Source organism: Paenibacillus sp. FSL W8-1187, assembly GCF_037965485.1.
GTDB lineage: Bacteria > Bacillota > Bacilli > Paenibacillales > Paenibacillaceae > Paenibacillus_O > Paenibacillus_O pasadenensis.
In genome coordinates this window covers 4,653,265-4,667,678 of the sequence record NZ_CP150181.1, presented here as the reverse complement: position 1 = coordinate 4,667,678, position 14,414 = coordinate 4,653,265, and the positions used below count along the sequence as shown (strand labels likewise).

Below are 14,414 nucleotides of genomic sequence, written 5' to 3'. Positions count from 1 at the left end.
CTTCTTTCGACTCCGTCATCGCCTCATGACGCAGACGCTTCGATTCTGTCCCGATCGAGCGCGACGCCTCGAAGATGGGGTGAAGACAGTTCGGATCAATCTGCACGGTGGAAAGCTGGCGTTGTTGAGAGAGGGTCAACATGAATGAAACCTCCTAAATGAATTAGTCCTACTGGACCATACACTGGCAGATCGTAGAAATTTTTATGTTCCGCTGAAAGATTCAAACATCTGTTCGCGACACCCCCGCGTTTTCGTCCCTCGCTACAATCAGGGCAGAACAGGAAGCGAGGGATGCGGGATGGGAACGAGGATACCGACGAGGGAAACGAGAAGCGAAGCAAGGGTGCAAGCAAAGCAAGCGCAGCAGGAACGATTCCGACAGCGCTTGGAGAAGCTGCGGCGGGAGAAGGCGGAGCAGCCGGAGAGAGACGAGGCCGTCCAGCCTGCTGAGAGCCTCGCTCCAGGCGAGGAGGGCTTTAGAAAAAGCTTGCGCAAGCTGGAGAAGAAGCTCGCCGCTCAAAATGAGCGCACAGCCGAAGAAAAGCGGAGAAGCCGCCAGCTTGCGTTGGAGCTCAAGGCAGCCAGGCAGGCGGGCTATGAAGCCAGGCAACAGCTGGCTGACCGGGAACGTCAATGCGGCGAGCTCCAGCGGGCCGCAGCCGATATGGAGAGCAGCCGGCAAGCGTATGCCGAGGAGGCAGCGGCGTCGCTGCGGGAGCAGCTGGCCCATGCCGAGGAGCAGGTGGAGGAGCAGCGGCTCATCCAGCTTTTCCTGCAGGGGACCATCACGGAGCTGTCGCACCGGCAAAAGAAAACCGAAAAACGCCACCAGATCGAGCTCCAGCGGATGGAGTCGAAGACGGCCGCTTCGCAGAAGCTTCTGCAGCAGACGCTTCTGCATGCGATGTCCATCCAGCCGCAGCGCTCATAAAAGCTGAACCGATCTTCATGCTGAAGGTGCTCGTACCCGCTGCATTTCGTTCCATCCAAGCCTGCTGCACCGCCTGCGCGAGCCGGATCTGCAGCCGCATGGCCGCCTCGATCTGCCCCGCATCGGACCAATCAAGAGTCCGGCGAGCACCTCGTCGCATGCCGCTGTCGGCGCTGTCCCCATTGATGCGGTAGGAAGTCCCGTTAAGCCCTTCCCATCCCGGCTTCGCAGCGGACAGCAGCACGGCTTCTTGAAAGCCGATCTGCCGGCCAGAGCGGTGCTTCTGGATTCCGGGCAGGTGCGGATCGTCAAGCAATACCGCCATCACTATGCGCCGCCTCGTCCATTCGGACAAGCCCCTGCTTCTGCGAGGAAGCAGAGACGCAGCGGAGACGAGGCGCCCGGGAGCGAGGCCGGGTCCAAGCCAGACACGCGAGGCGCAGCAGGATCCATCTCATCCATTCATCTGCCTGCAGGCTCTAAGGTGCTCGTGCTGGGATCACGCAAGCGCAACGCTTATCTGGCGGCGCTGAGGGAGCATGGGGCCGAGGCCGACTGGTTCGACGGTTACGAGGAGAGCTTGACGGTGCTCAAGCAGAAGTGGAGATCGGCCGACGCCGTGCTTATCTGCACGCGTCATGTGCCGCATGCCGTCCACGACATCGTCGACCGCCGGGACCCGAGGGTGCAGTGGCTGGATCAGGACAATGCTCGACTGGTCGTAGTGCATGCCTCGCATATTATGAGTCGGCAGGAGGAAGAGGCTCGAATTGTGGAAGATTCCCCGCCCGCTGTTAGTCAATCCGCATGAAAAATGGTTGGGTTAATCTGGATTTAATGTTACTATTCGCATAGAGATAGCCGATAGATTAATATAGGCGTTAAGTCCTGCTTGTGATGGTCCGAAAGGTCTATCAATTATTGGGATAAGGGCAGAGGCGATATTGACTAATGACGTAAGTGATCGAATGGTCGGCCAGGATGTTGATACGTATGTCAAGCATTGCTTTCACACGCCTGTGATTAAGCTAAACTTGAGAAGAGGTCATTTATGGAGGTTATAAATAATAAAGATAAGCTTCTCGGGGATGATTTAAAACTATCGATAAAGAGTGGCTCTAAATTATCGATTGCTGCCTCCTGTTTTTCTATTTATGCTTACGAGGCTCTAAAGAAAGAATTAAATCTTGTAGATGAAGTTCGATTTATCTTTACGTCTCCAACATTTATTTCGGATAGCTTTAAAAAGGAAAAAAGAGAGTTTTATATACCAAAGCGTAGCCGCGAAAAGAGTTTATATGGATCAGAGTTCGAGCTCCAGCTAAGAAATGATATGACTTTAAAATCAGTAGCAAAAGAGTGTGGGGAATGGATTAAAAACAAAGTCACATTTAAGTCAAACCGAACTTCTCGTTCCATGCAAGGAATGATTAATCTTCAGCACAACGATTCAACTACGTACATGCCCATGGATGGCTTTACAGCTGTTGAACTAGGTTATGAAAGCGGAAATGCTTTATCCAATATGGTGAACAAGTTTAAAGAAGCTCCAATCACTAAAATGTATTTTGAATTATTTGATCAGATTTGGAATGATAAAAGCAAGCTTGAAGACGTAACAAATCAAGTTGCAGATCATATTTCAGCTGTTTACAAAGAGAATTCGCCGGAATTCATCTATTACGTCATTCTGTACAATATCTTCAATGAGTTCTTATCGGACATTACGGAAGACATTTTACCGAACGAAGCAACGGGGTTTAAGGAAACGGAAATCTGGAAGCGGCTCTATCACTTCCAGAAAGATGCGGTGCTTGGCGCTATTAACAAGCTGGAGAAGTACAATGGTTGCGTTCTTGCGGATAGCGTTGGCCTTGGGAAAACATTCAGCGCACTTGGCATTATCAAGTATTACGAGCTTCGCAACAAGTCGGTCTTGTTGCTGTGTCCAAAGAAGCTTGGCGATAACTGGCTTACGTATAAACAAAACGTGACCAACAACATCTTATACGCCGACCGTCTGCGGTACGATGTACTCTACCATACGGACATCTCTCGCGAGAGAGGCAAGTCCAATGACATTCCGCTCGAAAGATTGAACTGGGGCAACTACGATCTGCTCGTCATCGACGAATCGCACAACTTCCGCAATAACGAAGCGAAGAAGGATAAAGAGACCCGGTATCAGAAGCTGATGCGGAAAGTGCTGAAGAGCGGTGTGAAGACGAAAGTGCTGATGCTGTCGGCAACCCCGGTGAATAACAAGTTCACGGATCTTCGTAATCAGCTTGCTCTGGCTTATGAGGGAAATCCCGAAGAGATTAACAACAAGATGGGCACGGAACGGGGCATCAACGATATCTTCAAGCGAGCTCAGTCCGCTTTTAATCAGTGGTCTAAACTCGATGCTGCTGAACGGACGACGGAGACGCTGCTGGGGATGCTGGACTTTGACTTCTTCGAGCTGCTGGACAGTCTGACCATCGCACGCTCTCGCAAGCACATCCAGAAGTATTACAAAGCGGAGGAGATCGGCGAGTTCCCTAAGCGATTACCGCCTTTATCCAAGTTCTGTGATCTGACAGACAGAACCGATGTCATCGGCTATAATGATATTTTTATGGAGCTGTCCAGAATCAATCTCGGCATTTATGCCCCGTTCAAGTATATTCAACCGAGCCGCTTGCGACTGTATGAAGAAATGTACGATACGAGTGTAAAAGGCGGAAGTGGGAGCTTCCGGCAGTTAGACCGGGAAGGCAGCTTGCAGCTCCTGATGCGGATCAACTTGCTTAAACGGTTGGAGAGCTCTGTAGAATCTTTCCGCCTCACGATGTCCAAGATGATCGCCAAGCTCGGTCAGACGTTGGAGAAAATTGAGGCTTATCAGCAAAGCGGAAAGTCAGACGCGGTTGGATACACCGAAATTGAAGATGCCAGTCTCGATGATGACGATTGGTTAGATGATGACTTTACCATCGGGGATACCATCAAGATCAATCTATCCGATATGGACGTGCTCCGATGGAAAGAAGATTTGATGAGTGATCACCAAATTCTATCTGCCCTTCACGAAGAGATGCTGAAGGTATCGCCCGAGCATGACGAGAAGCTGAATGCCTTGAAACAAGTCATCGACGATAAAATCAGACAACCCATCAATCCGGGCAATCGTAAAGTGATCATCTTTAGTGCATTTACGGATACCGCGGCGTATTTGTACAACCATTTATCTGCGTACATGAAGTCGAAATACAACATCGATACCGCCAAAATTGTCGGCAGCGATGAGAACAAGAATACCGCCGGACTTCGGAATGACCTCAGTACATTGCTCACCTGCTTCTCGCCGCGATCCAAGGAGAAGAAGCTGACGATGCCTGATGTCGAGGGCGAAATCGATCTGCTCATTGCGTCCGATTGCATCTCCGAGGGGCAAAACTTGCAGGATTGCGATTTTCTCATCAATTATGATATTCACTGGAATCCGGTACGAATCATCCAGCGATTTGGACGAGTTGATCGGATCGGCTCCCAAAACAAATCCATACAGCTCGTGAACTTCTGGCCCAACATGACGCTGGATGAATATATTCAATTGAAAGAACGGGTCGAGAATCGCATGGTCATCATGGATATGACGGCAACTGGTGACGACAATGTCCTGTTTAATCAGTCCAGCGATCTGGAATACCGGAAGCAGCAACTTAATCGCTTGCAGAAGGAAGTCGTCGATCTGGATGACATGAATACTGGCGTATCCATAACGGATTTAGGTCTTAATGACTTCCGCATGGATTTGGTGAACTACGTCAAAGAGAATGGCGAACTCGAAACCGTTCCAAGCGGACTGCATGCCGTTGTTTCTGCTGATGAAGATCAGGGAGTGCAACCCGGCGTCATATTCGTTCTTCGCAACGTAAATGAAGAGTTGAACCCGGACAAGCAGAATCGTCTGCATCCCTTCTATCTGGTCTACTTGAGTGACGATGGCGAAGTCGTCACCAATCATATGGATGTCAAGAAGACACTCGATGCTCTGCGGGCTCTGTGCCGAGGACAATCTGAGCCTGTCTTGGAGGCATGCCGCAGCTTCAATCTAGCGACAAAAGACGGTAGGAAGATGGATGCCTACTCCCTACTGCTGGAGGAAGCGATCCGCTCCATTGTTCAGGTGAAGGAAGAAGGCGATCTGGACAGCTTGTTCAGTTCGGGTGGCACAACGGCATTGATCGATTCGGTCAAAGGTCTTGAAGATTTTGAACTCATTACCTTTGTCGTCATCCGGCAGGTGAGTGCATGATGTTTCAGCTACCATCAAGCACACTTGTGAATCGCAAAATACCGAAAAATAAGTTCTATGAGAAGCTTCACGCCAATCAACATCTAAAGGAACTGTTTACTGAGCAAGTTGAGTCGATCATCTGGAAGCACAAACTGTCCAAAGAGACGATTCGCCTCGAACCGAAAGATGACATAGAGGAAGTTCAGGTGTTTGAAGTTCACTTGAAAGAGCGAACCTACTCACTTGATTTGTTGCGGAGCATCGATAAGGCGATTCCTTACCCCATACTGCACGTCATTATATACGAAGATCAGGCAAAGATCGCAATTGCCTACAAGGAGCGGAATCAAACCGATGATAACCGCTCTGTTGTACGTTCCTATCACGAATCGGAATGGCAACCTGTAGATGAAATGAAGCTGGACATCATTCAAGGACTTGATCTAAAAGCGGTCTATGAGAACATCCTCCGTCAACTGCTCCCGATCAACTTGGGATCCGAAGTCGAGCTTACAATCGTTCTTGAGCGACAAGCACGCTTAGATAAACTTACACAAGAATGCCAGACGCTAGAAGCCAAGATTCGTAGTGAAAAGCAATTCAATCGCAAGGTTGAGTTGAATATGGAATTGCAACAGAAACGCAAAGAACTCAATCAACTTTTTAACTAAGTAACGGAGGTTCAATTGTAAATGAATAAGTTAACAATGAGGTCTGCTGATTTGACTCAAGCCAATATTGATAAAATTGCGGAATTGTTCCCAAGTGTAATTACAGAGACAAATGATAATCAAGGAGGAATAAAACGAGCGATCGACTTTGAATTGTTAAAGCAGGAGTTGTCTCATTTCCTTGTTGAAGGAGAAAAAGAGAGGTACCAAGTAACTTGGCCAGGAAAAAAAGAGGCAATTGTTAATGCAAATAGTTCTATTGAGAAGACATTAAGACCAGTGGTACAAGATAGTATTGACTGGGAAAATACTAAGAACCTCTATGTCGAAGGTGATAATCTCGAAGTATTAAAGCTATTACAAGAATCATATCTGAATAAAATAAAAATGATCTATATTGATCCCCCGTATAATACAGGCAAAGACTTTATATATAACGATAACTTTAGAGAACCAACCGAAGAGTATTTGGAGCAATCTGGTCAGGTAGATGAGGAAGGAAATAGACTTTTTCAGAATACAGAATCAAACGGACGATTTCATAGTGATTGGATGACTATGATTTATACAAGATTAAGAATTGCTAGGAATTTATTAAGTGATGACGGGGTTATTTTTGTTAGTATCGATGAGCATGAAGAAAATAATTTAACAGCTTTAATGAATTCAGTCTTTTATGAAGAGAACAGGATATCAAAAATTACTTGGGAAAAAGGCAGAAAAAATGATTCAACATTTTATTCTGAAAGTGTAGAGTACGTGCTAGTTTATGCAAAGGATAAAAGTTTAGCCTCAAAGTTCGGAAAGTGGAGAGCTAAGAAACCTGGGTATGATGAGGTAATGAACAAGTTTAACTCTCTTAGAAAAAAATTTAACGATAACAGTCAAATTGAAGAGGGGATGAAGGAATTCTATAAGAACTTACCTGATAATCATCCTGCTAAAGAAATTAGCCATTTCTTTAGAGTGGATAATAGAGGTCTTTATTTTGGGGGAGATATCTCTTCTGCGAGTACGAGTATTCCTGATTACGAGGTAATCCATCCAGTAACGCAAAAACCCGTTAAAAAGCCTTCTAGAGGTTGGGGATGTATTGAAACTGAAATGAAAAGAAGGATAGCGGAGGACCGAGTGCATTTTGGAATTGATGAGACTACAATACCGCTCAGAAAAATATACTTGCATGAAGCACAAGACTACGTATTGACACCAGTCATATATAAGGATGGAAGAGCGGCAAGCATGACTCTTAAAGAGTTATTAGGTGGAAATTATTTCGAGAATCCAAAAGATGTAACGGTACTAAAGAGTTTTATTGAATATGTCGGATGTGAGAATGGGATTTTACTTGATTTTTTTTCAGGTTCAGCAAGTTTTGCACAAGCTGTCATGCAATTAAATGCTGAGGATAAGGGTAATCGTGAATTTATTATGGTACAACTTCCACAAAAAACCAAAGAAGATTCTGAGGCATTTAAAGCAGGATACAAGAACATCTGTGAAATTGGAAAAGAGAGAATTCGCCGAGCAGCAAAGAAGATCAAGGAGGAAACAGGAGCAGACATTGATTATGGCTTTCGTGTGTACCGAGTGGATTCAAGTAACATGAAGGACGTATACTACACACCTGACAAGCTTGGCCAGTTGAACCTGGATGATGTGGTATCGAACATTAAAGAAGATCGCAGTGGCGAGGACTTACTGATTCAAGTGATGCTGGAACTAGGGTTGGAATTGTCTTTACCAATGGAGTCAAAAGAAATAGAAGGCACAACCGTTCATTATGTTGCAGGTAACTCCTTGATCGCTTGTTTTGACAGTGAAGTATCAGAGACAGTCATCAAGAAGATTGCAGGGGACCAACCACTTCGCGTTGTATTCCGCGACAGTTCCTTCAGAGATGATTCTGCAAGAATCAATGTCGAAGAGCTGTTCAAGCTACTCTCCCCTAGCACTGATATTCAAGTGCTTTAAGGAAGGTGAGCAACGATGAAAATTAAATTCAAACACCAACAATTTCAATTGGATGCGGTAAATAGCATTGTTGACGTATTTCAAGGTCAACCTAACGAATCTTCCCATTTTACGCTCGATAAAGGTCGGCGGCAGAAAAGTGTAGAAATAGGTGATCTATTTCAACAAACGGAAAGCAGTGAGTCCGAGTATGGTTTCAAGAACAATCCTATCAAGTTGGTTGATCAGGAGGTCTTGAATAACATTCAATCTACACAACGTAAAAATGGATTGAAATTGTCTGAACGACTTGAGGGCAAATACAATGTGACGGTCGAAATGGAGACCGGAACGGGTAAGACCTATACGTATATTCGGACGATGTTCGAGTTGTATAAAAAGTACGGTTGGAGCAAATTTATCATTGTTGTTCCGTCGATTGCGATTCGTGAAGGTGTTCTGAAGACGTTTCAGATTACCGAAGACCATTTCATGGCGGAGTATGGATCAAAGGCACGTTACTTCGTTTATAATTCCAAGCAATTGCATCATATCGAGAAGTTCGCAAGTGACGCTGGCATTAACGTAATGATTATTAACGCTCAGGCGTTTAACGCCAAGGGTAAGGATGCAAGAAGAATTACGATGGAGCTGGATGACTTTGCATCCCGTAAACCCATCGATGTTATTGCAAGCACCAATCCCATACTCATCATCGACGAACCACAATCAGTCGAAGGGCAGAAGACGAAAGAGGCAATGAAGGATTTTAAAGCATTGTTTACGTTGCGGTATTCGGCAACTCATCGCGAGGATTACAACAAAGTCTATCGCCTTGATGCCTTGGACGCTTACAACATGAAGCTCGTTAAGAAGATTAGCGTTAAGGGCATCTCGGTCAAAGGAACAAGCGGAACGAACAGCTACGTGTATCTCGAAGGCATTGATGTCAGCGATAAGCATGCTCCAGTAGCCCGTCTTGAGTATGAGAAAAGAACCAAAACTGGATTAACCAAGGCATCCAAGAAGATCGTCACAGGCGATGACCTCTATCAATTGTCCGACAATTTGGAGCAGTACAAAGGATTCAAGGTATCCGAGATCAACGGGCAGAACAACAGCATCAGCTTTATTAACGGAGTTACACTGTTCGCCGGAGACGTGCAGGGTGATGTCAGCGAGCTTCATTTCCGGCGAATCCAGATTCGGGAGACGCTGAAGTCCCACTTCGAGAAGGAGCGGGTGTTGTTTCACAAAGGAATTAAAGTGCTCTCGCTCTTCTTCATCGACGAAGTTGCCAAGTATCGACAGTACGATACGGACGGCAATGAACAGAACGGCGATTACGCGGATATCTTTGAAGAAGAATACATGGAACTCCTGAACGAGCAACTATCATTGTTTGCGGATGATCCGTATATTCAATATTTGAACGCCATACAAGTGACGGCAACGCATAAAGGGTACTTCTCCATCGACAAAAAGAGCAATCGGTTCGTGGATTCCAAAGTGTCTACCAGAGAGACCGACTCCGATGATGCAGATGCATACGACCTGATTTTGCGACAGAAGGAGCAGCTTCTCAGCTTTGAGGAGCCAACACGATTTATCTTTTCTCACTCGGCGTTGAAAGAAGGTTGGGACAACCCGAACGTATTCCAGATTTGCACGCTCAAGCACAGTGAATCCACGATCAAGAAACGGCAGGAAGTTGGGCGTGGACTGCGGCTCTGCGTGAACAAGCATGGCGAACGGATCGATTCCAGTATTCCGGGTATTGATGTTCACGAGATCAACGCACTAACCGTTGTCGCAAGTGAATCCTATGAGCAATTTGCCAAGCAACTTCAAGGCGAGATTGCCGCGACTTTGTCGGATCGCCCACGCAAGGCAGACAATAGCTTCTTCTTGGATAAAGTCCTTGTGAACGCCCGCGGCGAACAATTGAAGATCGATGAGAGACTCGCAATCAAGCTGCAAAACGCATTCATTCGTAATGGCTATACCGACGATGACTACAATCTGACGGATGTCTATTTTGCAGCCTTAGAAGAACAAACCATTAAACTGCCCGACGAGCTGAATGCACATCAAGAGCAGCTTATTGAACTGGTTAAAACGATCTACGTTGAAGGCAAGTCAGATATGACGAACGATGACCGGAAGAATACCGTTCCGAATATTACGGTGAACAGCAATTTCCACAAGAAAGAGTTCAAGGAATTGTGGAGCCGGATCAATAAGAGATCGGTGTACACGGTTCAGTTCGACTCGGAAGAATTGGTGCAGAAAAGCATCATGGCGATTGATATGAGCTTGGACGTGCCGTCCATTCGTTATTCCATCAAGCACGGAGAAATGAATGAGATCGAATCCCGTGAGCAATTGAAGCAGGGAGAAGCGTTCAAAATTCGAGAGACGGACGCGGATTATGTTCATCAAGCTACGGCATCGAAGATCAAATACGACTTGATCGGAAAACTGATGGATGAGACAAAGCTCACCCGAAAAACAATTGTCGCCATCATGAAAGGCATCAAGCAGGCCAAGTTCATGTTGTTCCAGAAGAATCCTGAGGAGTTCATCCTTCGAGCGTCCAGATTGATCAATGAGCAGAAGGCGACGACGATCATTGAATCCATTACGTATGATGTGATCAACGATACGTTCGATACCGATGTGTTCACTAAGAACACGCTGAAGGGCCAGCTTGGACAAAACGCAATAGCCGTGGAGAAGCACATCTATGACTATGTAGTAACGGATTCCAAGATCGAACGGGCTTTCGCGAAAGAGCTGGATACGAGCAATGAAGTACATATATACGCTAAGTTGCCACGGGGCTTTTACATCCCTACTCCAGTTGGTGACTACAATCCAGACTGGGCGATTGTATTCAAAGAAGGCGGCATAAAGCATATCTACTTCATTGCAGAGACAAAAGGTTCCTTGGATTCGATGGAACTGCGGGAAGTCGAGAAGGCAAAGATTGAATGTGCACGGCGGCATTTCGCGAAGCTGAACTCAGATCAACTGAAGTACGACGTAGTTAACAACTACGAGAGGTTGATGGAAATTGTGAAGGGATAGTTCAAAATTAAGGTGGGGATTCCTCACCTTAATTTTTATGTTGAGATAGATTCTAATCACCTTCGGTGCCAAACTCCCCCTCCAATGCTGCTCAATACTCATACGGCGAATGATCGTACAGGCTGCGAGTTTACGAGTACAGTATCGATAAAACTATTTTTCTCATCCGTGAATTAATAAAGTTCAATAATGCAACATGGTTTGATAAACGTTAAGAGGGGCACAGATAATGAAGAGGAATTTAATAAATTGTGACTTTGAGGTTGGAGAATATTACACTCGAAAAGACATTTATGGAATTATGAATGTTCCTTCTGATAAACAAGGAGGGAATTGGAACACTGGATACACTCGTTTTAACAATACTATTTTTGTTTTTGTTAATATTGGAACCGCAGGTAGAACGGGGCACGATTATCCTAATAGATTCGACGATAGTGGATTAGTTTGGTATGGGAAGACAAATTCAAAACTTTCACATGGCTTAATTCAATCTATTATTAATTCTGAATGTAAGGTATATATTTTTGGGAGGAGTTACAACAAGAATCCACAATTCATATTTCTTGGTATAGGTAAGGTTGGGGAATTTGAAGATTCTATTCCCGTCAAATTAACGTGGATAATTAATAATCAAAAAGAAATTTTAGATAAACTGATATAAGGGGTAATCTCCATGCCCCCCTACAACAAACTCGTCGCGACAGGATCCCGGCCATCATCCGCGAGCAAGGGCTAGAGCCCAGCACTCGCCTGCTTGGCGACGAGGAATACAGGCAAGAGCTCCGCGCCAAGCTCGCCGAGGAAACCGCTGAATACCTGGCCGCGGCCACAGACGCCGAGGCTGGCGAAGAGCTCGCCGACATCCTCGAGCTGCTGCATGCTCTGGCGGCCACTCATGGTCTTACTCCCGATCATCTTGAAAAAAACCGCTCAGAAAAAGCCGCCAAGCGCGGCGGCTTCCGTGACCGCATCTACCTGATCGAGGTTCCGGATGCCTGACATCAAGCTCATCACCGAGAACTTGGCGGATGAGCTGATCCCCGGCATCCAGCAAGCCTCCGGCATCTATATCCTCACGTCGTTCGTCATGGACTCCGGCGTCCGCATCCTCGCCCCGCATCTGCGGGAAGCGCTGGATCGCGGAGCGGAGGTCAAGCTTCTGGCCGGCGACTATCTGTTCGTCACGCAGCCGCAAGCGCTGCGCACTCTCCTCAGCATCCATCCCAGTATGGAGGCCAGGCTATGGCGGAGCCGCGGAACGTCTTTTCACCCGAAAGCTTATCTGTTCGACTACATGAACGGCGAAGGCAAGTTCATCGTCGGCTCGTCCAACCTGTCCCGATCGGCGTTCAAGATGGGGCTGGAGTGGAACCTGTCCGTCAACGCGCAGCTGGAGCCGTTCACGTTCCAAGAAGCGCTCGACAAGTTCATGCGCAATTTCTACCATGATCAGACCAGCACGCTAACCGAAGGCGTGATCGCCGCCTACGAGCAGGAATACATGCGCAACCGGCAGCAATACCCGGAGCTCGTGCGGCAGATCGTCGAGGAAGAAGAGGCGGATCTTGGGGGTGCTCCCGAGGGCGACTGTCAAGAGACATCCGCCGTCGGGGCCGAGGAAGCCGCAGCATCGGCCACGTCCGTTTCCTTGACTCCGCGCCCTGTGCAAGCCGGCGCGCTCGAAGCGCTGGAGAATGCGCTCGACGAAGGCTACACGCGGGCGATGGTCGTCATGGCCACCGGCCTCGGCAAGACGTACCTCGCCGCCTTCCTGGCCCGCGGCCGGTTCCGCCGCGTGCTGTTCGTCGCCCACCGCGAGGAGATCCTCCTGCAAGCGAAGCAGTCCTTCCTGCATGTCATGCCGGACAAGACCGCGGGACTGTACAACGGCTTCGCCAAAGAGGACGAGGCGGAGCTTGTCTTCGCCTCGATCTACACGCTCGGGACGAAGCGGCATCGCGAGCGCTTCGCTCCGGACGCGTTCGACCTGATCGTCGTCGACGAATTCCATCACGCCGCGTCCAAGTCGTATCAGGCGCTGCTGGACTATTTCCAGCCGGCGTTCCTGCTCGGCATCACCGCGACGCCGGAGCGGCTGGACGGCAAGGATGTGTACGCGCTCTGCGACGGCAACGTGGCGTTCCAGATCCATTTCATCGAAGCGATCCAGAAAGGCTGGCTCAGCCCGTTCCGCTACTACGGGGTCTATGACGATACGGACTACTCGCAGTTGACCTGGCTGGGCGGCGGCTACGACGAAGCGGAGCTGCAAGCCGTCCAGCTGCGCGAGGAGATGGCGGAGCGCATCCACGCCGCCTGGCTGCGGCATCGGCAGACGCGTACGATCGGGTTCTGCTCCTCGATCGCGCAGGCGAATTTCCTGGCCCGTTTCTTCGCGGATCAAGGCGCGACGGCCATCGGCCTCAGCTCCGAGTCGAGTCCGGCGCAGCGCAGAGAGGCGGTCCGGAGGCTGGCGGCGGGAGAGCTGGACGTCATTTTCACCGTGGATCTGTTCAACGAGGGAGTCGATATCCCGTCCGTCGACACGCTGCTGTTCGTGCGGCCGACGCAGTCGCTGACCATCTTCACCCAGCAGGTGGGCCGCGGTCTGCGCCTGCATGAGGGCAAGGAAAGCTGCGTCATCGTCGATCTCATCGGCAACTACCGCAATGCCGACATCAAGCTGAGCTTGTTCGATGCGGGTACGGGCGAGGGCAAAGGCAAGCGGAGCGGAGTGCTGCCGTCTGTGCCGGCCGGCTGCTTGATCGACTTCGAGACGGGCGTCATCGACCTGCTGCAGGAGCTCGCCCGCAAGCGGCAGCCGCGCAAGGAAAAGCTGCTGTCCGCCTACCGCGAGCTCAAGGAGGAGCTGCATCGCCGGCCGACCTATGTCGAGCTGCACTTGCATGGACGCGAGAACAGCCGGGAGTACAAGCAGGAGTTCGGCTCCTATGCGGCGTTCCTCGGCTGGGCGGAGGAGCTGGAGCCGAATGAGCAGGCGGCGCTCGCGCGATGCAGGGACTGGCTGCTGGAGGCGGAAAGCACCGGCATGAACAAGAGCTACAAGATGGTGCTGCTGCTGGCGATGCTGGAGAGAGGCCCGGAGCGGTGGGAGCAGCCGATCTCTTCCCTCGAGGCAGCGCCGTTCTTCCACCGGTACCTCACGGAAAAGGAGTATCGCCGAAAAGCCGATCTGTCGGATCGGAAGATGTCGGCGATGGTCGGCTACGACGAGAGGAAGATCGCCGCGCTGATCGAGGAGATGCCGATGTCCAAATGGAGCGGCAGCTCCAAAGGGCTCGCGTTCTTCGACGGTCGCGGCTTCGGATTCCAGCTGAAGATCGCGTCGGAGGACAGGGGGATTATCCATCGCAGGGCACGCGAAATCGCCGAGTACAGGCTGCATGCTTATTTCGAGAAGAAGGCAGACGTGAAGTAGGTGTCAACCCTTTTTTACCCCGTTAAAATCTGTGACTGT

General features: G+C 48.9%; 8 protein-coding genes and 1 pseudogene. All 9 read left to right on the top strand.

Going from position 1 to position 14,414, the window contains the following annotated elements; genetic code table 11:
* The first annotated feature begins 346 nt into the window (after window positions 1–346).
* A complete protein-coding gene (locus NYE40_RS20175) occupies window positions 347–934 on the top strand; it encodes a hypothetical protein (protein WP_339278862.1) in 588 nt (195 codons plus the stop codon).
* A 490-nt stretch (window positions 935–1,424) separates the two neighbouring features.
* A complete protein-coding gene (locus NYE40_RS20170; protein WP_339278861.1) occupies window positions 1,425–1,745 on the top strand; it encodes a hypothetical protein in 321 nt (106 codons plus the stop codon).
* Window positions 1,746–1,985: 240 nt separating this feature from the next.
* Complete coding sequence (locus tag NYE40_RS20165) at window positions 1,986–5,237, top strand: helicase-related protein (protein WP_339278860.1); 3,252 nt, start codon at window positions 1,986–1,988, stop codon at window positions 5,235–5,237.
* On the top strand, window positions 5,234–5,890 hold the full coding sequence (locus NYE40_RS20160) for a DUF4391 domain-containing protein (protein WP_339278858.1): 657 nt from the start codon (window positions 5,234–5,236) through the stop codon (window positions 5,888–5,890). The genes NYE40_RS20165 and NYE40_RS20160 overlap by 4 nt, the downstream gene beginning before the upstream one ends.
* A 21-nt stretch (window positions 5,891–5,911) precedes the next feature.
* A complete protein-coding gene (locus NYE40_RS20155) occupies window positions 5,912–7,864 on the top strand; it encodes a site-specific DNA-methyltransferase (protein WP_339278857.1) in 1,953 nt (650 codons plus the stop codon).
* A gap of 15 nt (window positions 7,865–7,879) precedes the next feature.
* Window positions 7,880–10,933 carry a DEAD/DEAH box helicase family protein gene (locus NYE40_RS20150; protein WP_339278856.1) on the top strand — a complete coding sequence of 1,018 codons (3,054 nt, stop codon included), beginning with the start codon at window positions 7,880–7,882 and terminating at the stop codon, window positions 10,931–10,933.
* 229 nt (window positions 10,934–11,162) lie between these two features.
* On the top strand, window positions 11,163–11,597 hold the full coding sequence (locus tag NYE40_RS20145) for a DUF3427 domain-containing protein (RefSeq protein ID WP_339278855.1): 435 nt from the start codon (window positions 11,163–11,165) through the stop codon (window positions 11,595–11,597).
* Between the two features lie 12 nt (window positions 11,598–11,609).
* A pseudogene (locus NYE40_RS20140) lies at window positions 11,610–11,935 on the top strand (nucleoside triphosphate pyrophosphohydrolase).
* Entirely contained in the window at window positions 11,928–14,375 is a 2,448-nt protein-coding gene (locus NYE40_RS20135) for a DEAD/DEAH box helicase family protein (RefSeq protein WP_339278854.1), read from the top strand. Before NYE40_RS20140 ends, NYE40_RS20135 begins: the two are co-directional and overlap by 8 nt.
* Window positions 14,376–14,414: the final 39 nt, after the last annotated feature.

Excerpts from the sequence above, each read along its gene's own strand:
- NYE40_RS20145 (WP_339278855.1), top strand. The coding sequence starts at position 11,163 with ATGAAGAGGAATTTAATAAATTGTGACTTTGAGGTTGGAGAATATTAC.
- NYE40_RS20155 (WP_339278857.1), top strand. The coding sequence starts at position 5,912 with ATGAATAAGTTAACAATGAGGTCTGCTGATTTGACTCAAGCCAATATT.
- NYE40_RS20160 (WP_339278858.1), top strand. The coding sequence starts at position 5,234 with ATGATGTTTCAGCTACCATCAAGCACACTTGTGAATCGCAAAATACCG.
- NYE40_RS20165 (WP_339278860.1), top strand. The coding sequence starts at position 1,986 with ATGGAGGTTATAAATAATAAAGATAAGCTTCTCGGGGATGATTTAAAA.
- NYE40_RS20150 (WP_339278856.1), top strand. The coding sequence starts at position 7,880 with ATGAAAATTAAATTCAAACACCAACAATTTCAATTGGATGCGGTAAAT.
- NYE40_RS20135 (WP_339278854.1), top strand. The coding sequence starts at position 11,928 with ATGCCTGACATCAAGCTCATCACCGAGAACTTGGCGGATGAGCTGATC.